Source organism: Streptomyces sp. GD-15H, from assembly GCF_045291515.1.
GTDB lineage: Bacteria > Actinomycetota > Actinomycetes > Streptomycetales > Streptomycetaceae > Streptomyces.
Genome location: NZ_CP149447.1, coordinates 105,357 through 130,447 on the forward strand (window position 1 = coordinate 105,357; position 25,091 = coordinate 130,447).

22 protein-coding genes, 1 tRNA gene and 4 pseudogenes are annotated in these 25,091 nt (G+C 69.2%); 11 read left to right on the forward strand and 16 right to left on the reverse strand.

Going from position 1 to position 25,091, the window contains the following annotated elements; translation table 11 throughout:
* Window positions 1–41 precede the first annotated feature (41 nt).
* From WJ438_RS00525 to WJ438_RS00550, 6 genes and pseudogenes are all read right to left on the reverse strand, one after another.
* Window positions 42–1,235 (reverse strand): serine/threonine-protein kinase, encoded by a 1,194-nt coding sequence (locus WJ438_RS00525; protein ID WP_406723469.1) that lies wholly within the window; start codon window positions 1,233–1,235, stop codon window positions 42–44.
* A 269-nt stretch (window positions 1,236–1,504) separates the two neighbouring features.
* Window positions 1,505–1,822 (reverse strand): annotated as a pseudogene (locus WJ438_RS00530) (transposase); the annotation flags it as partial.
* Between the two features lie 168 nt (window positions 1,823–1,990).
* Window positions 1,991–2,064: transfer RNA gene (locus WJ438_RS00535), tRNA-Met, on the reverse strand.
* A gap of 281 nt (window positions 2,065–2,345) precedes the next feature.
* Window positions 2,346–3,293 (reverse strand): IS1380 family transposase, encoded by a 948-nt coding sequence (locus tag WJ438_RS00540; RefSeq protein ID WP_406723470.1) that lies wholly within the window; start codon window positions 3,291–3,293, stop codon window positions 2,346–2,348.
* A gap of 180 nt (window positions 3,294–3,473) precedes the next feature.
* Entirely contained in the window at window positions 3,474–3,878 is a 405-nt protein-coding gene (locus tag WJ438_RS00545; protein ID WP_406723465.1) for a hypothetical protein, read from the reverse strand.
* Window positions 3,875–4,729 carry an IS5 family transposase gene (locus tag WJ438_RS00550; protein ID WP_406723466.1) on the reverse strand — a complete coding sequence of 285 codons (855 nt, stop codon included), beginning with the start codon at window positions 4,727–4,729 and terminating at the stop codon, window positions 3,875–3,877. Before WJ438_RS00550 ends, WJ438_RS00545 begins: the two co-directional genes overlap by 4 nt.
* 207 nt (window positions 4,730–4,936) lie before the next feature.
* Here WJ438_RS00550 and WJ438_RS00555 point away from each other — a divergent pair, with 207 nt between their 5' ends.
* On the forward strand, window positions 4,937–5,548 hold the full coding sequence (locus tag WJ438_RS00555) for an alpha/beta hydrolase (RefSeq protein WP_406723471.1): 612 nt from the start codon (window positions 4,937–4,939) through the stop codon (window positions 5,546–5,548).
* A 74-nt stretch (window positions 5,549–5,622) separates the two neighbouring features.
* The gene (locus WJ438_RS00560; protein ID WP_406723472.1) at window positions 5,623–6,756 is read left to right on the forward strand and encodes an IS630 family transposase; all 1,134 of its coding nucleotides are present in this window, start codon (window positions 5,623–5,625) and stop codon (window positions 6,754–6,756) included.
* Here the strand turns inward: WJ438_RS00560 and WJ438_RS00565 are convergent.
* Entirely contained in the window at window positions 6,686–7,270 is a 585-nt protein-coding gene (locus WJ438_RS00565) for a hypothetical protein (RefSeq protein WP_406723473.1), read from the reverse strand. The two genes, WJ438_RS00560 and WJ438_RS00565, sit on opposite strands and share 71 nt — an antisense overlap.
* Before the next feature lie 128 nt (window positions 7,271–7,398).
* Here WJ438_RS00565 and WJ438_RS00570 point away from each other — a divergent pair.
* Window positions 7,399–9,968, forward strand: a pseudogene (locus tag WJ438_RS00570) (Helicase associated domain protein); the annotation flags it as partial.
* A 254-nt stretch (window positions 9,969–10,222) separates the two neighbouring features.
* On the opposite strand, the gene WJ438_RS00575 reads toward WJ438_RS00570, so the two are convergent.
* Complete coding sequence (locus WJ438_RS00575) at window positions 10,223–10,561, reverse strand: MerR family transcriptional regulator (protein WP_406723474.1); 339 nt, start codon at window positions 10,559–10,561, stop codon at window positions 10,223–10,225.
* Between the two features lie 951 nt (window positions 10,562–11,512).
* On the opposite strand from WJ438_RS00575, the gene WJ438_RS00580 reads away from it, so the two are divergent.
* Complete coding sequence (locus WJ438_RS00580; protein WP_406723475.1) at window positions 11,513–11,956, forward strand: excalibur calcium-binding domain-containing protein; 444 nt, start codon at window positions 11,513–11,515, stop codon at window positions 11,954–11,956.
* Between the two features lie 125 nt (window positions 11,957–12,081).
* Here WJ438_RS00580 and WJ438_RS00585 read toward each other — a convergent pair whose 3' ends face one another.
* Entirely contained in the window at window positions 12,082–12,261 is a 180-nt protein-coding gene (locus tag WJ438_RS00585) for a hypothetical protein (protein WP_406723476.1), read from the reverse strand.
* Window positions 12,262–12,353: 92 nt separating this feature from the next.
* Entirely contained in the window at window positions 12,354–13,625 is a 1,272-nt protein-coding gene (ltrA, locus tag WJ438_RS00590) for a group II intron reverse transcriptase/maturase (RefSeq protein ID WP_406723477.1), read from the reverse strand.
* Window positions 13,626–14,259: 634 nt separating this feature from the next.
* On the opposite strand from ltrA, the gene WJ438_RS00595 reads away from it, so the two are divergent.
* Window positions 14,260–14,763: a GNAT family N-acetyltransferase gene (locus WJ438_RS00595; RefSeq protein ID WP_406723478.1), complete on the forward strand. Its 504-nt coding sequence runs from the start codon at window positions 14,260–14,262 to the stop codon at window positions 14,761–14,763.
* Between the two features lie 106 nt (window positions 14,764–14,869).
* Here the strand turns inward: WJ438_RS00595 and WJ438_RS00600 are convergent, their stop codons facing one another.
* The 3 genes and pseudogenes from WJ438_RS00600 to WJ438_RS00610 all read right to left on the reverse strand — a co-directional run bounded on the left by WJ438_RS00600 (window position 14,870) and on the right by WJ438_RS00610 (window position 18,549).
* Window positions 14,870–16,108, reverse strand: a complete 1,239-nt coding sequence (locus tag WJ438_RS00600) for an IS701 family transposase (protein ID WP_406729546.1) — start codon at window positions 16,106–16,108, stop codon at window positions 14,870–14,872.
* 177 nt (window positions 16,109–16,285) lie between these two features.
* The gene (locus WJ438_RS00605; RefSeq protein WP_406723479.1) at window positions 16,286–17,113 is read right to left on the reverse strand and encodes an IS5 family transposase; all 828 of its coding nucleotides are present in this window, start codon (window positions 17,111–17,113) and stop codon (window positions 16,286–16,288) included.
* Window positions 17,114–17,206: 93 nt separating this feature from the next.
* A pseudogene (locus WJ438_RS00610) lies at window positions 17,207–18,549 on the reverse strand (MFS transporter).
* Window positions 18,550–18,987: 438 nt separating this feature from the next.
* Between WJ438_RS00610 and WJ438_RS00615 the strand changes: the two are divergent.
* On the forward strand, window positions 18,988–19,734 hold the full coding sequence (locus WJ438_RS00615; RefSeq protein WP_406723480.1) for a hypothetical protein: 747 nt from the start codon (window positions 18,988–18,990) through the stop codon (window positions 19,732–19,734).
* A 32-nt stretch (window positions 19,735–19,766) separates the two neighbouring features.
* Here WJ438_RS00615 and WJ438_RS00620 read toward each other — a convergent pair.
* A protein-coding gene (locus tag WJ438_RS00620) for an IS5 family transposase (RefSeq protein WP_406723481.1) occupies window positions 19,767–20,646 on the reverse strand; the annotation gives its coding sequence in 2 pieces (ribosomal slippage) (window positions 19,767–20,355 and window positions 20,354–20,646; 882 coding nt in all).
* A gap of 133 nt (window positions 20,647–20,779) precedes the next feature.
* Here WJ438_RS00620 and WJ438_RS00625 point away from each other — a divergent pair.
* The 3 genes and pseudogenes from WJ438_RS00625 to WJ438_RS00635 all read left to right on the forward strand — a co-directional run bounded on the left by WJ438_RS00625 (window position 20,780) and on the right by WJ438_RS00635 (window position 22,728).
* Window positions 20,780–21,765 (forward strand): annotated as a pseudogene (locus tag WJ438_RS00625) (IS5 family transposase).
* Between the two features lie 51 nt (window positions 21,766–21,816).
* Window positions 21,817–22,233 carry a hypothetical protein gene (locus tag WJ438_RS00630; protein WP_406723482.1) on the forward strand — a complete coding sequence of 139 codons (417 nt, stop codon included), beginning with the start codon at window positions 21,817–21,819 and terminating at the stop codon, window positions 22,231–22,233.
* Window positions 22,234–22,515: 282 nt separating this feature from the next.
* A complete protein-coding gene (locus tag WJ438_RS00635) occupies window positions 22,516–22,728 on the forward strand; it encodes a hypothetical protein (RefSeq protein WP_406723483.1) in 213 nt (70 codons plus the stop codon).
* 84 nt (window positions 22,729–22,812) lie between these two features.
* Here the strand turns inward: WJ438_RS00635 and WJ438_RS00640 are convergent, their stop codons facing one another.
* Complete coding sequence (locus WJ438_RS00640) at window positions 22,813–23,265, reverse strand: SMI1/KNR4 family protein (RefSeq protein ID WP_406723484.1); 453 nt, start codon at window positions 23,263–23,265, stop codon at window positions 22,813–22,815.
* A gap of 128 nt (window positions 23,266–23,393) precedes the next feature.
* Between WJ438_RS00640 and WJ438_RS00645 the strand changes: the two genes are divergently transcribed.
* Window positions 23,394–23,573 carry a hypothetical protein gene (locus tag WJ438_RS00645; protein WP_406723485.1) on the forward strand — a complete coding sequence of 60 codons (180 nt, stop codon included), beginning with the start codon at window positions 23,394–23,396 and terminating at the stop codon, window positions 23,571–23,573.
* Window positions 23,574–23,627: 54 nt separating this feature from the next.
* Here WJ438_RS00645 and WJ438_RS00650 read toward each other — a convergent pair whose 3' ends face one another.
* Window positions 23,628–24,272 carry a hypothetical protein gene (locus WJ438_RS00650; RefSeq protein WP_406723486.1) on the reverse strand — a complete coding sequence of 215 codons (645 nt, stop codon included), beginning with the start codon at window positions 24,270–24,272 and terminating at the stop codon, window positions 23,628–23,630.
* A gap of 23 nt (window positions 24,273–24,295) precedes the next feature.
* Between WJ438_RS00650 and WJ438_RS00655 the strand changes: the two genes are divergently transcribed.
* Window positions 24,296–24,538 carry a hypothetical protein gene (locus WJ438_RS00655; protein ID WP_406723487.1) on the forward strand — a complete coding sequence of 81 codons (243 nt, stop codon included), beginning with the start codon at window positions 24,296–24,298 and terminating at the stop codon, window positions 24,536–24,538.
* The last annotated feature ends 553 nt before the right edge of the window (window positions 24,539–25,091 follow it).

A 25,091-nucleotide genomic window follows, 5' to 3' on the forward strand; every position in this document is an offset into this window, starting at 1 on the left:
GCCACTGACACCGTGCCCCACGGTGCCGTTGGAGGCCAGACTCAGAGGCCAGGCTGTGCGGCGTACCGGGCCCGCAACTCCTCGGCCACGCGCAGAGATGCGGGTCGTCGCCCCGGCTTCCGGGTCGCGGGCACGGGGACTTCGGCCGCTGGGTCCTGGGGTGCCGCACTGCTCACCGACGAGTCGGACACGTCGGGAACCTCGGTGGTCTCGGTGACCCTGGCGGCGTCTTCCTCGTTCGGTTCCGGCGCGGCCGGCGGGGGGCTGTCCAGGGGGCTGGCCGACTCGTCCTCGTCGAGTGGGACCGCCCGTTCGGCGAGCTGTTTCCACACAACCGGCGGGTTATTGCCGGGTGCTGATGCCGCCTTGTCCGTTGTGGTGGCGTCGATTAGAGCGTGCCGGGCTTCCATGGGGGACAAGCCCGCCGCGGACAGTACGCCCGTGCATCCGGCCATCACCGCATCGAGGGAAGGCCGGTCGGCCGGGTCGTAGGCCAGCATGGCGCTGATCAGCGGCACCAAGGCCTCGGGGAGGCCGCTCAGGTCCGGGGTGTGGTCGGGGTTGGCGACCTGTCCGACGATCGCCTCCCAGCGTGCCCCGTCGTAGGGGTAGTGCCCGGTGGCCGCGTACAGGAGAGCCGTGCCGAGTCCGTACACGTCGGCGGACTCCTTGACCTTCGTCCGTCCCAGAGCCTGTTCGGGTGGCATGCAGCGCACGGTGCCGATGATCATTCCGCTGTGGGACAGCGTGTCCTTGGCGGTGTCGAGGAACGCCCCGAGGCCGAAGTCGATCAGGACGGGGCCGTACACGCCCAGCATGACGTTCTGCGGCTTGAGGTCCCGGTGGAGCAGCCCCACCGCGTGAACGGCATGAAGTCCCTCCGCCAACAGCGCGCCGAGGCTCGCCACCAGGGGGGTGGGCAGCGGGCTGTGCCCGTCCACGTACGCCAACAGTGTCTGGCCCGGCACGTACTCCATAGCCAGCCAGGGCCGCTCCGCGTAGGGGTCGGCGTCCAGGAACCGGGCGACCCGGTTCGTCCCCACCACCGTCCTGGCGATGAGCGCTTCCTTCTCGAAGCGCGCCCGGGTAACCGGGTCCAGCCGGTCTGGGCGGATTAGCTTCACCGCGACCGGATCGCCGGCGGGTGAGAAGGCCAGATAGACCTCACCCATTCCCCCCGAGCCCAGCTCCCGTTCGACCGCATACCGGCCGATCTGCTCGGGCACCCTGTTCATGAACCGTGCGTATCCTCTCGTGCGCCGCATATCCCCCAAGCGGCCTTCACTGGGCCCACAGCTTAATCCCACGAATGAACCGGAGTGACCCCATCCCGCCCTAACTTCGCTCTTGTGTGACGGCTCGTCAGTTCTACTGGCGGGCCGTTTCGGCTTGTTGGGGCGGTTGCGGGCAGGGTGAGGGCCCGGCTGTCGCACCGGGTGGGCGCCGGGTTCCACGGCTCCGGGAGTTCGTTCAGGCTCGTCGGGACGGGACGCTGCTGGTCAGCCGGGTTGGGTAGGGCGTCGAGCCGGGCCAGGGCGTCGATGATCACGTTTGTCCAGGGCCAGTGCCGGGCAAGGCGGAGGATGCGACGCCGTCCGGTGGTGACGAGCTGGGCGGCGGCGGAGAACAGCCGCCGCAGACGGCGGGGCTCCCACAGCCGGGCGCCGCCGGTAAGAGCGAGCATCGGCATCCAGGCCAGCAGGCCCAGGACGATCTGAACGATCTCCAGCCAGACCTGGTTCTGCGCGGCGTCGTGCAGGGGCAGGTTACGCAGGCCGGTGGCCCGCCCGGCGCGGATGCGGTCCTCGGCGCCGTCCAGGCGCTGCACCGTCACGGTACGCTGCGCGGTTGCCGACTGGCACTGAGGCGTCTGCTGCGCTGCCGGCCGGCAGCGGCCCGGCGACGGGGATTTCCTGACCCGGTGCCCGCTGACGGACGCAATGCCCAGACGTGACGAGGGGCCCGGCTGATGCTGGGCCCCTCGTTCTCGTAGCGGGGACAGGATTTGAACCTGCGACCTCTGGGTTATGAGCCCAGCGAGCTACCGAGCTGCTCCACCCCGCGTCGGTGATGCCACCCTACACAGTCACTCTCGCGGGGCGGTGCGCAGTTGCCGTCGTCAGCCGCGCACGATGTTCTCGGCCTGGGGGCCCTTCTGGCCCTGCCTCGTTGTTTCACCGCGACGGCTGGTTGATCTTGTGCCCGTGATGTCGCATTGATCCCTGTCCGTGGGCGGTTCCGGTCAGGGGTGCGCGTCGGCTGTCGTGCCGGATACGCCGGGTTCCACGGGCCCGGGGGTTGCGGGTGTCCTCCTCTCGGGTGCTCGCGGGGTCGTTTCGTGCTGGTCAGGTGGGGCGGGGCAGGGCGAGGATGCGGGTGAAGGCCTGCACGATCGAGCTTGCCCAGGGCCAGGTGTCGGGGATCTTGAGACGCCGTTTGCGCTGGCCGCGTACCAGCCGTGCGGGGACGTGCAGGATGCGGTAGCGCAGGGTCTTGGGAGTGGCCTTGGCCTCCTCGCCGTCCAGAGCGAGGAGTTGGAGCCAGGCTCGCAGGTCGGCGGCCAGAGCGGTGGCTGTCAGCCAGGCGGCGTTCACGTTCATCTCACGGGAGGGCAGCAGGCCCATGCCGGAGGCCTTCTGGTCGCGGATCTTCGGCTCGACGCGGGCGTGCTTGCGGTGCCGGGCGTCGAGAAAGGCGATCTGGCCTCGGCGGCTGTTGGTAGCGAAGGTCTGGTAGCGGGCCTGTTTCTTGCTCTCATAGTCGGAGGCGTCCTTCGCATAGCGGGGGTGCAGGGGCTCCTTCCGGGCGATCACGCGGTGGCCCTTCGGCCAGCCGGTCAGGTCGCCGAGCAGACCGGTGATGTCGGCTACGAACGCGTCCTCGCGTGCCTGGCCCGCCTCGCCGGTGGCCGGCTGCCACAGGTTCTTGCGGTCCACGATCTCGATGGCTCGCTGTTCGCGTTCGGTGACGGCCCAGCCGATGGAGTACTCCCAGCGGAAGGTGGGGCTGGCCCGACCGCCCGCATCGGCGATCCAGTCCAGCAGTTCATGGGAGAACCCGGCCCCGTCCACCCGGAACAGGATCTTCTGCCTTCTCCACCAGGGCAGTTGGGCAACCGCCCGGGCCAGGATGTCGATGTTCACGGCCGCGTCGTTGGCGCTGACATTGCCCTCGTGCAGGACCTGGGCCAACTGTTCGCCGGTGTTGTCGCAGGTGGCGACGAACACGTGATGCCCGAAGGTGCCCTTGTAGTGCCGCGTCAGGCAACGTTCGCCCTGTCGACGACCTTGCACAGACGTTGGTGAACCCTCCGTGGTACGTTCTGCGTCACTGTGCGCTGCTGCGAACCGAGGAGGTGAGACCGATCAACGCTGTGACAGGTCGGGGCTCCCTCTCTCGCATGGCCTAGGGAGTGCCCGCAGAAGGCATCCCGAAAGGCTTGAAACGCTATGCGCTTCAGCTCTGAGAGGGCGTTAAGTCCGTTTCTGGTAGCGGCCCCGTCCGGGCTGGGTGAGGAAGCCTTGGCGGGTGAGGCGCCCGAGGCGGCTGCGGGTGACGTTCATGCATGGGTCGTCGGTGGGCATGCCGAGGAGTTCGTGCAGTTCGCGGACCCGGAATGCCTGGTCGGGGTGCTGGTTGAAGGCGTTCACGATGGCCTGGTAGGCGGTGGTCGACTCGGACGGACCGGCCTCGTCTCCGTCTCTGGTCGGCGTGAGTTCGACGATGACCTTCCGGGTGGTGGCCAGGTCCATGAGACGCGCTTCGGTCTCGGCGAGCACGGCGGTCAGGTGCTCGATCTGGCCGCGGAGTTCACCGGCCCGGGCGGTGGCCTCGTCCTGCTGGGCCTGGAGATCCGTCAGGAACTCGGTGATGTTCACGCGGCCGCCCGGACGGTGTCGCGCCAGGCCGGTGTGGGTGTGGTGAGGCGGCGGGCCATGTTCGCGGTGGCGGCCCAGTAGACGCGCGAGGCGGCGTTGTCGGGACGGTGGTCGTACTCGCGGGCCAGGCGCCGGTGCAGCATCAACGTGCCGTTGACCTGCTCGACCACCCACCGTTTCGGCTGTGGGACAAAGCCCTTGCCCTTCTCGTCCGGGTTGCGGCGGACGGTCTCGACGGTGATGTCCAGCAGGGCGCCGTGGATGATGACCTCGTCCTTGAATCCCTGGTCCACCAGGGCCTTCTCCAGGCGCATCCCGCACCGCTCGGCCACCTGGTCGAGCAGGGCCACCCCGGCGGCGTTGTCGTGCGCCGACGCGGCGAGCACGACGACCCCGATGATCAGTCCCAGCACGTCGACGGCCAGGCCCCGCTTGCGCCCCGGCGTCCGCTTGCTGGCGTCCAGCCCCGTCGTGGTCTTCGGGACTCCCGCGGCCGCGCGCACGGACTGGGTGTCGATGACCACGAGGGACGGGTCCTCTAATCGGCGGGCCTTCTCCCGCACCTGGCAGCGCAGGAGTTCCTGGATCCGCTGGTCGAGCCCGTCCTTGCGCCACAGCGTGAAGTAGTAGAACACCGCCGACCAGGCGGGCAGGTCATGGGGCAGGTAGCGCCACTGGCAGCCCGTCCGGTTCTGGTAGAAGATCGCGTTCACGACCTCCCGGAGATCACAGGTCCCGGGATCCTTGGTCGCCGACCGCGCCACCCGGTCCTGCTTCCAGGACGTGATCATCGGCTCGATCAACGCCCACTGCTCGTCCGATAAGTCGCTCGGATACGGCTCACGCTCCATGCCGATATCCGAGCATGCACATGCCCAACCGCTGCCCCGAACGGCAACCAGTCACACGAACGAGCGATCGCGAACCCAGAGAGATGGGACTTAACGCCCTCTGAGACGTCGGCCGACGGCGTCTGCGAACAGCTCTTTACCCTCGGTGAGATTCCCGGCGTGCTGTGGACTCCAGCAGGTGCCGCCGGTACTCGGCCCCTCATCCTGATGGGACACGGCGGCGGCCAGCACAAGAAGGCTCCCGGCATCGTGGCCCGCGCGCGCCGCTTCGTGGCCGAGTGCGGTTTCGCGGTGGCGGCGGTGGACGTGCCCGGCCATGGCGACCGACCGGTGGATGAGGAGTACAACCGGATCGCGACCGAGAACCAGGCTCGCGTGGCTGCCGGGGAGGAGCTGGCTCCGCTGGTCGCCGGTTTCCAGGCACTCGTGGCTCGCCAGACCGTCCCGGAATGGCAGGCGGTTCTGGACGGGGTCCAGAATCTCGACTACGTCGGTGCTGGTCCGGTGGGCTATTGGGGGGTGTCGTTGGGGTGCGGACTCGGCGTTCCGTTCGTTGCCGACGAACCCCGGGTCCGCGCGGCGGTGCTGGGCCTGGGCGGGGCGTTGGCATCAGCGGAGGCCGCCGCGCGGATCACGGTCCCGGTGGAGTTCCTGGTGCAGTGGGACGATGAGCGGGTGCCGCGGGCCCACGGCTTGGCGCTGTTCGACGCCTTGGCCTCAGCCGAGAAGACCCTGCACGCCAACCCTGGCAGGCACGGGGAGATCCCGGCATTCGAACTGGACAGCACACTACGGTTCTTCACCCGGCACCTCGGCTGACAGCTACGCCTGCAGTCCGCGACGCGCCGATCGGGATCCGTTCCCGATCGGCGCGTTCAGCGAACACTGGCGGCGTGGCCGACAGAGTTCAGGTGCGGGAGATCGATGACGGCGAGGGCCGACGGCTGCTGCGGATCATCCGCAGAGGCAGCGGATCGGTGGTGACCTGGCGGCGGGCCCAGATGGTCCTGCTGTCCGCACAGGGCATGCCGGTGGTGAAGATTGCCGAGGTCACGTTCACCAGTGCCGACCGGGTCCGGGACGTGCTCCACAACTTCAACGCCGACGGCTTCGACTCGCTGTATCCGAAGTACTCCGGTGGTCGGCCCAGGACGTTCACGCTGCCCGAGCGCCGCGAGATCAAGAAGATCGCCAAGTCCAGGCCGACCGAACACGACCTGCCCTTTTCGACCTGGAGCCTGACCAAGCTGGCGGACTTCCTGGTCGCCGAGGGGGTGGTCGACGACATCAGCCACGAGGGCCTGCGCATCCTGCTCCGCGAGGAGGGCGTCTCCTTTCAACGCCTGAAGACCTGGAAGACCTCCCGCGACCCCGACTACGCGGCCAAGAAGGCCCGCGTCGAACACCTCTACGCGATCGCCGACGGCGAGGTCATACCCGAGGAGGGCGAGCCCGACGTCGTTTTCTGCATGGACGAGTTCGGGCCGCTCAACCTGATGCCCCACCCGGGCCGGCAGTGGGCCGAACGCTCAGGCAAGCACAAGGACCCCGACCGCGAACCCCGCCGCAGGCGGCGGGCGACCTACACCCGCCCGCACGGGGTCCGGCACCTGTTCGCCGCCCTGGACCTGACCAAGGACAAGCTCTACGGCCACATCAAGCCGGTCAAGAAGCGCACCCAGTTCCTGGAGTTCTGCCGCTACCTGCGAATCCTCTACCCGCCCGCGGTCCGCATCGCCATCGTCTGTGACAACTTCTCCCCGCACCTGACCACGAAGAAGTGCCAGCGGGTCGGCACCTGGGCGGCAGCGAACAACGTCGAGATCGCCTACACCCCCACCAACAGCTCCTGGCTCAACCGCATCGAGGCCCAGTTCACCGCCCTGCGCTACTTCACCCTGGACGGCACCGATCACGCCGGCCACACCGAGCAGGGCAGCATGATCCGCCGCTACATCATCTGGCGAAACCGCCACGCCGACGACCGGCGCCTACGCGCCGTCGTCGACAGGGCGAACGTTGCCTGAGGCGGCAGTAGGTCCCGCGCGCGCCCTGCTTGTCGGAGGGTGCGTTGATCAGCGTCCCGTCGCTGTCGATCACCGTCCACCCGCGAAGGGGCACACCGTCGACCTCTACCTCGGGGAAGCCCTCGGGCCGGTCCCGCAGCAGGGCGTACACGTGGCGCCGCACGGCCGCGCGGGCCCGCTCGATCCGCCGCCGCGCGAGCTCGTCGGCCTCCTTCAAGGCCCGCCACGCCGTGGGGAAGGACGCCACCGGCCCGAACACGGCCCGCTGGTGCTCCAGCAGCCGGACATCCCGGATGCACGTGGCACCGAGCGTGATCGCCACCGCGAGATCGACCAGCACCTGGCCCCGGTCGTGCACCGGATCGAAGTCCTTGCGCGCGAGTGCGGTCGAGAGTGCTCCGGTCAGGCCCGTGCGCTCCGCCAGCAGCCGCAGGTGCACCCCGCCTACATGCCCGACCTGGCCCCGCCCGTCCGCCGACATGGCCAGACCCCGGCTCCACTCGCCATCGTGCACGTGAAAGGTGCCCCCACCCGCTCATGATCCAAGCCTTCGACAAGCCGGATCATCGCAGGTCACGGGGCACCTTTTCCATGCCGTGACAGACCGTCACCGCTCTTGGGATTCATGGTGAAACACCGAGGCGGGGCACGATCGTGTCCGCGACCGGGTCCGGGAAGACGATCACGGCGGCCGCGTGCGCGCGGGAGTGCTTTTCGGGCGGGCGGGTCCTGGTGATGGTGCCGACCCTGGACCTGCTGGTGCAGACCGCCCGGGCGTGGCGGCTGGTGGGCCACCGGGTGCCGATGGTGGCGGTGTGCTCGCTGGAGAACGATCCGGTGCTCGACTCGCTGGGGGTGCGCACCACCACCAACCCGATTCAGCTGGCGCTGTGGGCGGGGTCGGGGCCGGTGGTGGTGTTCGCCACGTACGCCTCGCTGGTGGACCGCGAGGACTTCGAGGATCCGATGGGCCAGGGCAAGGTGCGCGGGCCTTTGGAGGCCGCTCTGGCGGGCGGGGAGCGGCTGTACGGGCAGCGGATGGCAGGGTTTGACCTGGCGATCGTGGACGAGGCCCACTCAACCGCAGGTGATCTTGGCAGGCCGTGGGCGGCGATCCACGACAACCAGCGGGTCCCGGCGGACTTCCGGCTGTACCTGACCGCCACCCCGCGCATCCTCGCCTCGCCCCGGCCGCAGAAGGGCAAGGGTGGCCAGGAGCTGGAGATCGCGAGCATGGCCGACGCCCCGGACGGGACGTACGGCGCGTGGCTGGCCGAGCTCGGGCTCTCGGAGGCGATCGAGCGGGGCATCCTCGCCGGATTCGAGATCGACGTCCTGGAGATCCGCGACCCCTCCCCGTCCTCGGGGAGTCCGAGGAGGCACAGCGGGGCCGGCGCCTCGCCCTGCTGCAGACCGCACTGTTGGAGCACGCCGCGGCGCACAACCTCCGTACGGTCATGACGTTCCACCAGAAGGTGGAGGAGGCCGCCGCGTTCGCAGAGAAGATGTCGGAGACGGCAGCCGAGCTGTACGCAGGCGACGCCTCCGACGACGACCTGGCGGCCGCGGATCGGCTCCCCGCGTCGTCGATCGACGCGGAGTTCTACGAGCTGGAGGCCGGACGTCACGTGCCCCCGGGCCGGGTGTGGGCGGCGTGGCTGTGTGGCGACCACCTGGTGGCCGAGCGGCGGGAGGTGCTGCGGCAGTTCGCGAACGGCATCGACGCGGCCGGCCGCCGGGTGCACCGCGCGTTCCTGGCAAGCTGTCGCGTGCTCGGGGAAGGCGTGGACATCACCGGCGAGCGAGGCGTCGAAGCGGTGTGCTTCGCCGACACCCGCGGCTCCCAGGTGGAGATCGTGCAGAACATCGGCCGGGCACTCAGGTTGAACCGGGACGGCTCCACGAAGGTCGCCCGGATCATCGTGCCCGTGTTCCTTCAGCCCGGCGAGGACCCGACCGACATGATCGCCTCCGCCAGCTTCAAGCCGCTCGTAGCCGTATTGCAGGGCCTGCGCTCGCACGATGAGCGCCTCGTGGAGCAGCTCGCCTCCCGCGCCCTCACCAGCGGACAGCGCACCGTGCACATCCGGCGCGATGAGGACGGGCGGATCGTCGGGGCCGGCGGCGAGGGTGACGGCGAGGACCGGGAGCAGGGCGGCACCGACGGTGTGGTCGAGTCGGCGCTGCTGCACTTCTCCTCTCCCCGGGATGCGGCGACCATCGCCGCGTTCCTGCGTACGCGGGTGTACCGGCCGGAGTCGCTGGTGTGGCTCGAGGGCTACCAAGCCCTCATCCGCTGGCGAGCCGAGAACGAGATCACCGGCCTGCACGCCGTCCCCTACGACGTGGAGACCGAGGTGGGGGTGACGAAGGCCTTTCCGCTGGGCAGGTGGGTGCACCAGCAGAGAAAGGCCCTGCGGGCCGGAGAGCTCGAGGAGCGGCGCAAGCTGCTGCTGGACGCGCCGGAGGCCGGGATGGTCTGGGAGCCCGGCGAAGAAGCCTGGGAGACCAAGCTCGCCGCGCTCCGGTCCTACCGGCGGGTCACCGGACACCTCGCACCCCGCCAGGACGCCGTCTGGGACGAGGACGGGGCGATGGTGCCCATCGGGCAGCACCTGGCCAACCTCCGCAGGAAGGGCGGCCTCGGCAAGGACCTAGAGCGGGCCCGGGTACGCGCGCAGCAACTGACGGCCATCGACCCCGACTGGAACTGCCCCTGGCCACTTCACTGGCAACGCCACCACCGCATCCTCACCGACCTCGCCGCCGACGAGGCCGGCGGCGTGCTGCCCGACATCCAACCCGGTGTGACGTTCGACGGTGACGACCTCGGACGGTGGCTGAAGCGGCAGAAACAGCCGGCCACCTGGAAGCTGCTGTCGCCCGAGCAGCGGGAACGACTGACCCGGCTGGGCATCAAGCCCGCCCCGACGCCGACTGGCTCCCCGGCAGCCGGGCGTGCGACGCCGGGGCCGGGCAAGGCACAGCAGGCATTCCAACGCGGACTCGCGGCCCTCGCACAATGGGTCGAACGGGAAGGCCCGGACCGGCCGGTACCAAGGGGCCACGCTGAGCAGATCACGGCCGACGGCGAGACAGAGCCGGTAGCCGTGAAACTGGGCGTATGGGTCTCCAACACCAAGTCGCGGCGGGACAAGCTCACCCCCGAGCAGCGCGCCGCGCTCACCGAGCTCGGCGTCGAATGGGTCTGATGCCCTCGACGGGCGGTACCCCTTCATTCGGGGCACCGCGTCCTACAGCAAGAACAGGAGCGGGAAGCTGAACTGACGAGCTCCAGGTGCTGTCCGCCCTCGGGCTGGAGTGGGCGGCGGCGTAACGCCGCGCTACTGCGTCCGGGCGGGCGATTGTAGGAAAAGCGAAGTTGCCCGGAACGGTGTGCGTCCCGGCAGCATGCGCGGAGCGCAGTCGCGAAGCTGCCGGGAAAGCCGCAGGTCCCAGCCGTGTCTCAGGCCGCGGCCGTCGGGTTCGCCGATGCGGCGGCGCGGCGGTATGCGGCGTGGAGGCGCCGGGCCTCTTCGAGCTGGTCTTCGAGGATGACGATGCGGCAGGCGGCCTCGACGGGGGTGCCCTGGTCGACGAGTTCCCGGGCGCGGGCGGCGAGGCGCAGCTGGTAGCGGGAGTAGCGGCGGTGGCCGCCCGCGGAGCGCAGCGGGGTGATCAGGCGGGCTGCGCCGAGGGCGCGCAGGAAGCCCGGGGTGGTGCCGCGCAGCTCGGCGGCCCGACCCATGGTGTAGGCGGGGTAGTCGTCGTCATCGAGTCGGCCGAAGGAGTCGTCTGCGGTCATTGCACCTCTCTGTAAAACGCGGGGAGGGGCCCTGGTGCCGTATGGCACCGGGGCCCCGAAGGAACTGCTACACCATCTGCCGGCTCTGATCCTGCGCCGGCCCTCTGTGTCCGCGGACCCGGCCGGGATGCTGCCGGGGGTGCGGGGATCGCGGTTGCCTGACCGGAGACCACCTCACTATCGATGTCCTGCGGTACCCGGGCCCAAGACGTCCGCCCGGGCGATCCTGATGGCGCTCGGCTCCTCCGTTCTTCCCTCTTGATCAACTACTTACCAAACGGGGAACTGCGTACTGCTGGTACTGCTCTCCTGCGTACTGCTGGTGGCCTGTGACAGCGCCACCCTTCGGCAGCCGGCCCCGTCGCCCGTCCTGCGTCTGCTCCGGCTTGGAACCCCACTGCCGAACTTCCCGGTGCGCGCGTCCGCAGCCGACGCCTTCACCGGGGTGCTGCTCACGGACTTCGCTGCGGGGTCCTGCTCACGGCGGCCCCTGAGCACTGCGGGCCACCCGGTGCGGTCGTCAGCCCTGTCGCCGTCCTGCAACCGCTCTGGCTCCGGAACTCCACCACCGCACCGTCCTGCGCACTGCGACTGCGGGTACTGCTGCCCGGCAGTTCGTCTCTGCCGGGCCCTGTTGATCTCGGCTACGGGAGAAACCGTAACCACACCACCACCCAATGTCTACTCCGGCCGCCATAGATTTCCGCGCGTTCGGCGGTGAGGTAATCGACCTCGAACAGCGACGGGGCAGGCGCACGCCCGTCACCGCCCGGTTGACGGGCCAGGCCGGGGCACCAGCACCACGCAGACAGGACCCCACGAGCCGGCAAGGGAGCCAAACCGCCCCGTGGGCAACGAGCGTCACGAAACGGTGGCTGCTCCCCCATACCGGCACAGCCGTCCATCGAACCGCTGGCCTCCGCGCACCTGATTACCGCCCAGGGGGACGACGTGACCAGCCCATACACCGCACCGCAGCCACCGCGCCCCGTCCCCCGGTGGACGCGGAAACGCCATGTGCTTCCCGCTCTTGGCCTGGCCCTCCTGATCGGCCTGGGAGCCGGGTCCGACTCCCAGGCCGAGGACGCCGGACCGGCCTCCGCCACGCCGCAGCCGACGGCCACCGTCACGATGACCGCCACCGCGGAGGCTGAGCCTGCGCCCACGGTCACCGAGACCGTCGAGGTCACCGAAACCGTCACCGCTCAGCCCGCCTCGGGCAGCGGCGGTGGCGGCAGCGACGACAGCAGCGGGGAAAGCGGCAGCGGTGCCGGGCGCGTCTGCTGCGCCGACTGTGCGGCAGCCCGGGCCGCGGGAGCCGCACCCGTCCACCGCGGCGAGCCCGGCTACGGCCGCCACCTCGACCGCGACGGCACCGGCTGCGACTGGGGCTGACAAACAACGGGCCGCCTCGACGGGGGAGACGAGGCGGCCCTGTGCCCAGTCTGCACGAACCGTGGGCAGAGGCCCACTGCGTTGCCCCGTCCCCACAGCGGCGGGGACGGGCAGCCAGGGCAGCGCTATCCGGCAGGTTCGTACGTCACGGCCTGCTCGGGGCAGGCGCCGGCGAGGTCATCAAGGGTGGCGAGTTCGGCGCTGTCGGCGGCCAGGTTCCAGCGGAGCTTGGTGGCGACCCACGGCAGTCTTGGCGGTTGCGGTGGCCCGGCCGGAAAGCACCGCCTGCGCGGCGGCTGCGGCATCGATCGCGTCCGTCTTGCCACTTCTAATAGTCGGGTCGCCCGGGGGAATCTCACCCCCGGGCTCCCACGGAACCGTACGTGACAGTCTCCCGTCATACGGCTCTTGTCGTTCTGGGCCTCGACCCCGCCGGGGCCGCCCAGGTCCAGTGAGCGAAGTACTTCGGGCGCAACGTGTGGCCACGGGCCAACCGTCGCAGGGCCTGTTTCGTCCCGACCCGGTACTTCTTCTGGATCCACCGCAGCAAGTAGGTGTTGATGCGGTCGAGCAGCGGATACAGCGCTGAGCGGTAGAAGCGCCCGTAGTAGTTCATCCATCCCCTGACCACCGGATTGACCATCCGTGCCAGGTCAGATGACTCCTGCGCGGTGCGCCGGTGCAGTCTCCAGGACCGCACCGTCCTGCTCAGCCTCTTCAGGGCTTGGTGACTGATCGCGGGCAGGAACGCGGTGAACATCACCCCGTGTCTGTCCTTGGCTCCTCGTGGCCGGAACGTGAACCCCAGGAACGTGAACTCGGTGACCGGAGACCGGCCCCGACGGTTGTCGTCCCTGCAGTACACGATCCGGGTCTTGTCCGGATGCAGCTCCAGACCGACCTCGGCCATCCTGGACCGCAGCGCGGCCAGGACCCGTTCCGCTTCCGCCAGGGTGCGGCAGTGCACCACCGCATCGTCGGCGTAACGCTCGAACGGGCAGCCCGGGTACTCCCGGACCATCCACGCATCGAACGCATAGTGCAGAAACAGGTTCGCCAAGACGGGCGACACCGCAGAACCCTGCGGCGTGCCCTCCACCCTCTCCGTCGTGGACCCGTCGGGCAGGCGCAGCCCCGCGGCCAGCCACCGCTTGACGTACAGCACCACCCAACCGGCGTCGGTGTGCGCCTCGACCGCGGCCACCACCTTGTCCCACGGGACGGTGTCGAAGAACTTCCGGATGTCGAACTCGACCACCCAGTCGAACCGCCAGCACCGCTCCCGGCAGGACGCGACGGCGTCCAGTGCCGACTTGCCCGGCCGATACCCGTAGGAGTCCGGGTGGAAGACCTGCTCCACCCGCTCCGACAGATGTCCGGCCACCACCGTCTGCGCGACCCTGTCAGCGACGGTGGGCACCGCCAACACCCTGGTGCCACCCCCGTTCTTGGGGATCGGCACCGCTTTGACGTCCGGCGGGAAGTATGTGCCCGAGGACATCCGGTTCCAGACCTTGTACAAGTTGTTCTTCAGGTCCTTTTCGAACGCCTCGATCGACACTCCGTCCACCCCGGACGAGCCCTTGTTTCCTCTCACCTTCACCCAGGCGTCCCACACCTCCTGCTTGGAGATGTCGAACGGCTTGGCCGACGCTTTCAACTCGTTCATCCCGCTCCTCCCGGAGTGCTTCCGGTTGACCGAACAAACCAGTCACGAACGACCCGGCCCCTTCACTCCACCCCGATTACCGGGGCTTCCCCACTACTACGAGCCGGTCCGCCGGCGCGCCGCGCGACGGTACTCAGCACCCGGCCGGAGGGCTTCCGCACCGGGTTCTCCCTGTCGCCCCGGCCGCTGAGCCAGGGCAGTATCGCGACACGCCTTCCCACGTTCCGTACGGAAGCCGCAGACCGGGCTCGCGCCGCCTTCATGCCGGACACCGCCTGGCCAATAAGCGGTCACCCGCCAGGCTTGTCCCGGGATCCTGAAGTCACCCCGGTTTCGATGTCACCTACTACTTACGACACGTCATCAGCGGTTCACTCGCGTTCGCCTTCCCGGTCCCCACCTGACGCCTGACCGGCGCCTTTTCCCCGGACGCTCACCACGACGGTCTTCAACCAACGCAGCTCGGGACGGTTTGACGCCTCCCACCGCAGGGCGACGCCGAAGGGCCACAAGACCTTCATCTTCCGCACAGCACCACATCAAGCAGGGTCTCTGCCTACATCAACCTCACTCTCAGCGTTCGTGGCACACCTCCAGCTGTAGTTCGTGATGCTCCGTGGGACAGAGTGGGGGCATGACTACGTACGAGACGATGCCGTTCCACCTTGAGACCGAACGGCTGACACTGCGGCCGTGGGCCGAGTCGGACGCCGCTGAGTTCTGCGCCCTCCTCTCCGAACGCGGCAAGGGGACCCCTACGGTTGAGCACATCCGGACGTCCATCGCGGAGCTGCTCACCGCGACGGCGACTACGGGGATCGCCCTGTTGCCCATCCAGCGTCGCGACGAAGGCGACTTCATCGGCTACTGCGGGCTGATCATCGGCCGCTCCACCCTAGAGGAGCCTGAAATCGCGTATGAGCTGTTCCAGCGCGCGCATGGGCGTGGCTACGCCACCGAGGCGGCCAGCGCGGTGCTCGATGCCGCTGTCGCGACCGGGCGGAAACGGCTCTGGTCGACCGTCGGCACGTGGAACACACCGTCGCTCCGTGTCCTTGAGAAGCTCGGGTTCGAGCGGGACCACGTTTCCACGGAAGACAACGGTGAAGTGGTCTGGCTCACACGCTCGTTGCCGTGACGCGAGAGCACGCTCCCGGGGCTTCACGCTCACATGCTCGAGTGCGCTCCGGCGGAGCGCCAGGCATGCCGAGATCGGTCAGTACTCCAGGTGTAGATCGTGATCTTCATGTCTGGGATGCGGTTTGTCGTCGGTAATGACTGGCTCGTGATCGTGCCTGGTGGCGGCGTCGCCAGGTGGACCAGCTGAGCCGGTGGGCCGGGCCGTGATCGGCTCGGACGGCGACCGTGATGAACAGGCGTTGGATCTCGTTGCAGGTCAGCGGGATCAGGTCATCCGGTGTGGGGCGGTGTGCGTATTCGTCGGCGCGGACGACGGCGAGGAAGGCATGGGCCAGCATCGCGAGGGTGACCCAGCGGGTCCAGGAGGGGTAGCGGCGGACCTGGTGCTCATCCAGCCCGGCCAGGCCCTTCTCACTTTGGAAGGTCTCCTCTACCCGCCATCTGGAACCTGCGACCCTGACCAGGGTGGCCAGGGATGCCGGCGTGGTGGAGTGACAGCGGTAGTAGGCGAGTTCACCGGTGGTGCGGTTGCGGCGGATCAGGAGCTGGTGCTTGCTCGGCGTCGGGTCGGCGAGGTCGATGACGGCCCAGTCGTAGAACCGCTGCCCTTTCGCGCCGGGCCCGGCCGAGAGCTTCTGCCAGGCTCGCTTCGGCACCTTCTTCACCAGGACGTCAGCGCGGAACCTGCCCGCGCTGGTGGGGACTTCGGCCGAGCAGGCCACCGCGAGGACATAGCCGATGCCGCGTTCCTCCAGAGCCGCCCGCAGTTTCGGGTTGCCGCCGTAGACCTCGTCCCCCGTGACCCAGCCGACGCGGTGTCCGGCGGCCAGGAACCGTTCGATCATCACCCGGGCCAGTTCCGGCTTGGTCGCGAAGACGGTGTCCTCGCCGAGCCCCGCTGCCCGGCAGCGATCCGGATCGCACGTCCAGGAGCGCGGGATGTACAACTCCCGGTCCACCGCCGCGTGCCCCCGCTCGCCCGCGTAGACGAGGTAGACCGCGACCTGGGAGTTCTCGATCCTCCCGGCCGTGCCGGTGTACTGACGCTGGACACCGACGGTGTGCGTGCCCTTCTTCACGTCCCCGGTCTCGTCGACGACCAGCACCGCGGCCTCGTCGCGGAGGTGCTCGACGACGTATTCGCGCACGTCATCACGGACGGCATCGGCATCCCAGACGGCCCGGCACAGCAGATGCTGCATGCCGTGCGGGCTGGCCTCCCCGGCCCACTCCGCGATCGTCCAGCAGTTCTTCCGCGGCAGGTCCGACAGCAGCCCGAGCAGCAGCCGCCCGGCCCGGCGCCGGGGCTCGACCCGCTTGAACCGGCACGCGATCCGCCCCATCAGGCCCTCGAACGCCTCCCGCCACCGGGCGGGATCTATGCTGTGACCTGCGGCCACCGTCTCTTCGTAAGTCCACACAACTCACGATGATCAACGGTGGCCGCACCCGTCTCCGCACCGGCCCGACCAGCAAGATCACGATCTACAGCTGGAGTACTAAGAGTTCGCGCGGATAGGTCACGGGCGTCGGGCGGTCCGTGTGTCCCATCGGTAGACCGTCCATGCCTTGCGGATCAGGCGCCGGATCACGATGACCGCGCTGGCCAGCGCTACCCACGCGGCCTGCACCACCGCACGCCGGTCCGTGACGATCGCCGGCGACTTGAAGCCCCGTGTGTGCCAGGAGTTCGTCCGTTCGACACCCCATCGGTGGATGTGGTGGATCGGCAGGAACGCGCCCTTCGGGGTGATCCGCCATCCGCAGCCCAGCTCGGTCAGCAGGGTGCGGGTCACGCCCGAGTCCAGGTGCACCGTGATCCGGTCGGGCAGCTGGAAGCCGAAGCGCCCAAGGATCTCCAGGGTGGGGCGTAACAGCGGCGAGTCGTGCCGGTTGGCGCCGGCGAGCGCGCACCCGATCGGGAGCCCGCCGCCTTCGACCAGCAGCGACCGTTTGGTCCCCGATTTCCCGCGGTCCACAGGCGAGCGGCCGGTGTTCTCCCCGCCGCCGGGGGCTTTCACGATGCACCCGTCCACGGCGAGGTTATCCAGGTCCAGGCCGATGGCCTGGTCACAGGCCTCCAGCGCGGCCCGGTGCAGGGCTTCGAAGACTCCCGCGGCGATCCACTCGTCCCGCCGGGACCGCAGCGTGGTCGCGGAGACCCGGTGGTCGGCGTGCTGCTGGTAGGTGCCGCCCAGCACGAGCCGGGCCAGGAGCTTGTCGAACACGACCCTGTCCGGGACGCGGGGCCGATGACAGCCCAGCGGATGAACGACCTGGCGGCGCGGGATCAACGCGTGGAACTGCTCCCACAGAGGGGCGGTGATGGAGGAAGGCAGGACGGGCACGTGACCTCCTGCTTGCCCGGTGGTGATCGTGGACCTGTTGTTTCCCGGGCTGCGCCCGGCCGGGCCGCCGGACGGGCGCAGCCCTGCCCAAGATCACCCGAGCGTCTCCTCCGTCACCGCGGCGGGCAGGGAGATCCGCCAGGCGACGCACCCGGCCGCGGCGAGCCCGGCGACGGCCAGGAAACTACTGGCGAGGAACGGGTCGGTGCCGTCCAGGGCGGGAGCGAACCCGATGCCGACGTAGAGCGTGATCCCGATGGAACCGCCCAGCTGGTCGGCGGCCCGCTGGACGCCGGAGGCGATGCCGGCGTCGTCCTCGGTCACGCCGGTCACCGCGACGTACTGCAGCCCGACGATCCCGAACCCCATCCCGGCCGCGATGAGCACCATGGCCGGAATCATCGCCGGGCCGGTGGCCCCCAGGGAGGAGACCAGGGCGATGGCGGCCATCGCCAGCGCGGTGAAGCCGATGCCGGCCAGGACACAGGCCCGGGCGCCCCACCGTCCGAGCAGCCGGGGCACCAGCACCGAGGCCGCGATCAGGGACACCGCCAGGGGCAGCATCGTCAGACCGGCCCGGAGCGGGCCGGCGCCCACCGGTCCTGCAGGTAGTAGGTGAACAGCAGGAACGAGGTGGACAGCGCCGCGCTCAGCAGAGCGGTGGCGAGGTTGGCCAGGACGCGCGGCCGGTTGCGGAAGAACCGCAGCGGCACGAGCGGGTTCCGTGCACGGCGCTCGACCCCGACGAACAGGGCCCCGGCTGCCACTGCGCCGGCCAGCGCCGCCGGCGGCAGCCAGGGCAGCGGGCCGTCCGCCCCTCCTGCCTCGATGACGCCGAGGGTGAACAGCAGCGGGGCCGCGACCAGCAGGAGCGAACCGGGAAGGTCCAGCGGTGCGGGCCCGGCAGGCCGTTCGCTCGGCACGAGAATGGCCGCAGCCGCGAGCACGACCAGGATGAACGGCACGGACACCAGGAAGATGCACCGCCAGCCGAGCAGCTCGGTGATGATCCCGGAGACCACGAACCCGAGGACGAGGCCACAGCTCGCGACGGCCGCCCACACGCCCAGCGCCCGCGACCTGCGCGGCCCCTCGGGAAACATGAGCACGATCACCGCCATCGCCGCCGGAAGCGCGATCGCTTCTCCGGCACCCTGCAGCAGCCGGGCCGTCACCAGCACGGCGAAGGACGGCGCGAGCCCGGCCAGCAGGGACGCGGCACCGAAGAGCGTGGTGCCGAGCAGGAGGATGCGGCGCCTGCCGAGCACGTCGCCCAGTCGGCCGCCGAGCATCAGCAGCCCGCCGCCGGTGATCGTGTACCCGACCACGACCCAGACCAGGGCGTGCCCGTCGACCCCGAAGGCGGCGCCGATCGAGGGCAGGGCGACGTTGACCACGGTCACGTCCACCGCGATGAAGAACTGCAGCATGGCCATGCAGCACAGCACCAGCCACGCGCGCACCGGGGACGATTCGTCCCGGCGCGAAGAGGGAATGCCTGAAACCATCGAGTGCTCCGTTGCCCGGAAGAAGTTCCGAGCAGCACGAACGTGCCGCTCCGGTTCAACCACGAAGCAGCAGAACGTTCAACAGAAGTGAGAGGAACGCCCCGCCGCTAGCGGAGCGTCCTCGTCACCGCGGCACAAGCCGCGCACGAAGCACCGGACATGGCGCCGATGCTACCGGAGCCGACGGCAAGTGATCCTTTGACGTCACTCCGCCGCAGACCTGTCAGCCACCCCCGCACCACACCCAGCCCCTGTCCCCCGTCACGCCCGGCCGAGCCGGCGCCGTCGGACAGAACTCCCGCCTATCCGCGCGACCTCTAGGGCCTGTCCGGTGGGTCAGGAACAGAGGCGCCCACCCCGGCTGCCATGGGGCGCTTTAATGCCCAGGTGGTGAACTGGACGCAGATGCACGACTGCTACGGGGATGTCGATCGCGTCCCCGCGCTTCTGGAACGGGTGGAGCTCGAGGACAACGCCGAAGCATGGGAGGAGCTGGGATACCGGCTGGTCCTCGAACACGACCTCGTCTTCCCCGCCGGCTTTGCCGCCCTGCCGCGCCTGGTGCGTCTCGCCGCGAGGAGCGCACGGGCGCGTGGACTGGCCGGAGCGGTCCTGCGACGCGCGGCAGGACACCACGGCTGCGACGATCTGCTGGCGGACTGCGCCGACGCGATCGCAGAGTTCCGCAAGCTGTTGGACCGGCACCTGCAATCGCGGCCGGTCGACTACCTCGCGACCTTCCGCGATTCGCTCGCGGCCAAGGAGGAGTACCACTGGAGTGCCGTCCTGGGGGACTTCGCGGACGACTTCTACCACCTGGCCTGCCCCCACTGCGCCGTGGAAGTGACGATCGCCATCGGGGACCACGGGCGCTATTCAGCGATCCGGGACTGGCACCTGGGCGATGTGGACCGTCGCGGCCTGCGGCCGGCGTCCTTTGAGGAGCTCTCCGGCACCGGCCGGTGGATGCACGGGACTGCCGTCCGTGACGGGCGCGAGGCCCTCGCCGACGGAATCGCCCACCTCTTCGGCAAGGCCGAATGCCCACACTGCGCCAGCGTGTTCAACATCGCGGACGAGTACACATCCGCCAACTGCCCCGTCCTGCGGTAGGCCGGGGTGAATCGGAAGCAAGCGGGAAGGGCTCAGGAGCGGAGCCACAGCCGGATCGCGGTGACGGTCACCGTGCCGTGGAAGACGTAAGCCCGTTTGTCGAATCGAGTGGCCACGGCGCGGAAGCCTTTGAGGGCGTTGATCGTTCGCTCGATCTCGTTCCTGCGGGCATACCGGGCCCGGTCGAAGGCGGCGGGCCGACCGCCCTTGCTGCCGCGCTTTTGCCGAGGGGCCCGCTGGTCGCGGCGCTCGGGGATGGTGGGCTTGATCTGCCGACGTCGCAGATAGCGGCGGTTGCGGCGGGAGTTGTACGCCTTGTCGCCGCTGAGGTGGTCCGGCCGAGTGCGAGGACGCCCGCCGGCCGGGCGCGGCACACGGACGCTCTTCGGCACCGGGATCATCCGCGGCCCGTCGCCTGTCTGCCCCGGTGTGATCAGCACGGCCAGCGGACGCCGCCCGCCTTCACCCACCAGATGAATCTTCGTGGTCAGCCCTCCCCGAAAGCGGCCCAGCCCTTCGTCGTCCCGATGATGAGCGGGCCGACTCCGCTGACCGGGGACCCGCGGAGGCTGCTTTCGTGCACCGGCCGCGTGCTGGTGCGCCCGGCAGACCGTCGAGTCCCCCCGCCATCGTCCAGTCGAGACGGCCCTCGATATCGGCGTCGGCCTGGACGGCCCGCAAGATCCTGTCCCACGTGCCGTCCACCGACCACCTGCGATGCCTGTCATGCACCGTCTTCCACTTGCCGAACCGCCTCGGCAGGTCCCGCCACGGGATGCCGGTCCGTTGCCGAAAGAGAATGCCGTTGATCACCACACGGTGGCTCTTCCACCGCCCGCCCCGGCCTGCGTTCCTCGGCAGGTGCGGTTCCAGCCGGGCCCACTCCGCATCTGTCAGATCACCGCGCCCCACACGGGACGGAACGATTCACCGGTCAGCCTGTCACGCAACCCCTCGGACAGGTCCTAGGTCCTGTCTGGAGTCCGGATCACGGATTCGGTAGATCGCCTGCGCCATGAGGGCCGGTTTTGATAGGCCATCAGTCATGGCGCGAGGCGATCTCACCGACGACCAGTGGGCCCTGATCGAGCCCCATCTCCCGGTCGCTGCGGTCGGGCCCATCCCCGACCTGCGGAAACACTTCAACGCGGTGATGTGGCGGTTCCGCACCGGCAGCCCCTGGCGCGACCTGCCGGATGAGTTCGGCCCCTGGCAGAGCGCGTACGACCGCTTCCGGATCTGGGCGACGCAGGGCATCTTCCAGTACCTGATGGAGGCCGTGATCGCCGAGGCCGCCGCCCGCGACCAGGTGGACCTGGGCCTGGTCAGCGTGGACTCGGCGACCGCCCGGGCCCACCACCACGCCGCCGGGATGGCCCTCGACCCTGAGCAGTTGGCGGCCCTGGAAGCGGCCGCCGAGTCCGAAAAGGGGGTGCCGCGAAGGGACAAGAGCCGCAAGACGGGCCGGCCGAAGACAACCCGCGCACCGAGCGGCGACGCCTCCGCCGACGACACCGGGCCCGCCTGACGGCCGCCGAACTGGGGCGTTCCCGGGGCGGACTGACCAGCAAGATCCATCTGGCGGCCGACCGGCGCTGCCGCCCGCTGGCGTTCGTCCTGACGCCCGGACAGGCCGGCGACAGCCCGCAGTTCGTCCCGGTCCTGGAGCGGGTGAAGGTGCGCGGGCCGGTCGGGCGTCCCCGGACCCGACCGGACGCGGTGGCCGCGGACAAGGCCTACTCCTCCCGCCGCAACCGCCGCTACCTGCGGCGTCGCGGAATCCGGGCGGTGATCCCGGAGAAGGTCGACCAGGCCGCCAACCGCAAGAAGCGCGGCTCGAAGGGCGGCCGCCCCGTCAGCCACGACGCGGCCTTGTACACCGAGCGCAACACCGTGGAGCGGTGCATCAACCGGCTACGGAACTGGCGCGGCATCGCGACCCGCTACGACAAGACCCCGGAGAGCTACGCGGCCGGACTGCACCTATGCGGTGCGATGCTCTGGCTCCGCAGCATCGCACCACAATCATGATCCGGACTCCAGACAGGACCTAGTGTGACGGTCATGCCTGATGAGGTTCGCATGACGACGACGGTCCACATCGAACGGTCTCTGTTCGGGCTCACCGCTGAGGGCAGCACTGTGGTGTGGACGGACCTGCCGATGGGGCCGACCGGTGCAGTGCATGTCGCGGACGGCACTGTCCTGTTCATCAGTAACGCGCGGGAGCACGACGCCACGCTCACGCTCCAGGTCAGCGACCGCATGTCAGAGCATGGGGGTGAGGGGTTCGTGCTGGCCGGGAGCTGGCCCTTCAGCAGCCGTCTGGGGAGGATGGTGCTCGACACGCCCAACGCAGGGGGAATATCGGCTTCCGTCTGGAGTCGAACACCGCCTACACGATGTACGTGTGGCGCAGGGGCGGGGAGAGTGCCCAAGAGCGTTTCTACGGCGAGTTGCGTGGCGTCACGCCGAAAACGGGTCTTGAGGACTATCTGATCGAGTTCGTGTCCGCCGGCTCACCGCATGCCGTCACTCCGCACACGCGGTCCCGGTCTCATCCTCCGGTGGATGAGACCGGGCAGCGTCCGGCGAACTGGATGGGCTGACCGGTGGCACGCCCAAGACGCCCGATGGCAACGCCAACCCGTACCTCGTCAACAATGGTGAGGAGTGCGTGCAGACCTACGAGGGCGTCGCATCCGACGGCACGCTGCACTTCCGTGACGACGGGCGTTACCCGAACCGGACCGGACGAAAGTCAAGTGCAGGCGGTCATCCATGTCGCTGGAGGTCAACTCGGGGGCGATGCGCCTGTTCGGCCAGTTCGCGTCGTCGAACCGACTGCTGGACGCCGACGGCTACTACTTCTGGACGGGCCTGACGGCCGCCGGATGCAACTGGACCGCGGAGAAGGTCATCTGCGACGCGTGGGCCAACGGTTTCCCCGAGTGGAGCCAGTCGGCGACGAAGCTCAGCGCGCCGCGCCGCTGACACCCTCGAAAACGACAACCCGATAACAACCACCCCGCCCGTTGCAGGATCGACTCCTCAACGGGCGGGACCCGTTCGGCGCCGTCAGTGAAGTGCTCGAAGTTCGTCGGCCACCTCAGCCAGGTATCCGGTCAGGGTGCTGCCATCCTCGTAGAGGTGGGAGACGTCCTGCCGGTTCCACGACCCGATCAACCCCGTCGCGGCGTCGATGAAGGTCCCGGAGAACGGGTCGTCAGGTTCGTCGGCGGTGAACGGGATCCATGTCGTCCCCCAGACTCCGGGGTGATTCAGCAGGTCGTAGGCGTCCAGGGCTCGGCGCACTCCGAGCAGTACCTCACCCTCGGGCGTCAACGGCCCGACCGGCCCGCCGCATCGCCGCCACAGCGTACGAAGGTCGGCGGGGAGGCGGAACCCGAGCTCGGCCTCTGCCTCGGCGATCAGCTCGTCGGAGGCGCCGGGAGACAGCGGGGCAGCCGGCGGGTGGAGCCTCAGCCAGGATTCGATGCGTTCCCAGGCCACGATCACACCGTTGCTCATGTGTTCATGCTATCGACAGGCGAGGAACCGGAGTTCTGAGGCAACAACTGCCACACCGCAGCGAGCACTTCCTGGACGACACCCGCTACACCCCGCCCACCTGGGATGAGAACTGCGGCCGCTCCTCGATGTCGAAGTACATCAATTCCGGTGCCATGAGCGGCTTCGGCAACACCTTCGTCCCCGGGTTCCGCCTGCTGGACACGGATGAATACTGGGTCAACCCCGGTGACACCCCCGGCATGAGCTGGTTCAACTCCTGTGACACCACCAAGTCCGAGGTGATCTGCACCATGAGCACGCCGTAACCGGCTAGCAGCACATGCCTGGGGCCCCGTCAGGCTGACGGGGCCCCAGGCATGTCAGTGGATCGGCGTCCAGTGCGGGAGGGCTTCGTCCAGCAGGGGATATTTCGGGTTCTGCCAGATGAGGCAGCCCCACACCAGGCCGGGCACATCCGGGCCCATCGCATCGGCCGGCCCTTCGGTCACGGTGCGCAAGACGGCATCCAGGTAGGCGGCGATCGACGGGAACGCGGGCTTGGCGCTGACGCCGGGCAAGCTGTCCACACTCCACCGGCCGACACCGATGGCACCCACCCAGTGGCCGGACTCGGCCCCTGCCTCATCCCCGGTCAGCCACGGCACCACCGGCGCGCCTTGCCACCAATCCTGTCCGGTATGGTCCGGCAGGCGCGGGCGCAGGGCATCTATCGGCGACATGATCACCCCGCCGGGCAGGAATGCCCCCGAGCCGACCTCGCCTTCCTCGTCATGTTCGATCTCCTGGTGCTCCACGCCGCCGCACAGCCGCCACAGCGCGGCCAGCTCGGCGGGCAGCCCGAAGCCGAGGTGCTGCCTCAGCTGGGCGTCGGCGGCTGTGATCTCCTCTTCCGCCGCGGGCGGCAGGAGGGAGGCATACGAGACGGGAGCGTGCTCGGCAAGCCAGCCGGTCAGGGCCTGCCAGGCCGCTGTGACCCGCTCGGCCTCATCATTTCGTTCAGCCATTCGCCCACCGTAAGGGGAAGAGGATGTTTCGCACCGCTGGCCTGTGGGCCGCGGCCATGGCCGTGTTCTGTCTCGGCGTGATGGCTGTGATGTGGGTGATGTCCCCGGGCATGGCCGCCCCGCCGCCGGCACCATCCCCGGACTGCGCCAAGGTCGTGGCCGACGTGCTGAAGGGCCGGGCCGAAGCCAAGGAGGCCGGCCGGTTCGAGGACTACGCGATCCCGGCCGAGTGCACGGATGAAGTCAAGTCCGAACTTTCCCCGTGATCTTGGACATGTTTCCGTCACGCGGCGAGAGCGTGGTGCGATATCTCGGCCTCGTGTCAGTGACCCACCATGGGATATACCGCGTCGTGACAGTGAGCCCCGCTGCCCGTGTCACCCTCATGGCAGCAGCAGACCGTCACCCGTCCCCACCGTGACCAGCGAAAGGCGACGGAAAGTAGCCGACATCGACTGCCGACCACTCCACTGACACGAACCCGACACATCGTACCGGAGAAGGGAAAACGCATGTGGAGTGCTCAGGACGTGGCGCGGGATCAGGTCCGGCGTCAGGCGAACGGCCTGGACGTCGCCGCCGTGGCGGAAAAGGTCGCGGAGGCCGCTGTCCGTGAGCGGGAGACCGCGGAGCAGTTGAGGGGGAACGGTTCCTTCTACGCCTTCGAGATGGACCGGGAGCGGTTGGCTGTCATCTGGCTGGCCCAGCACGCCGAATGGCGGCGCGTCAGGGACTTGATGACTGCAGCCGGCTGGAGTGTGTACGAGCCGGAACGGGATGCTCAGGGCTCGGTGTGGGCTCGCGAGCGTGAGGAACGGC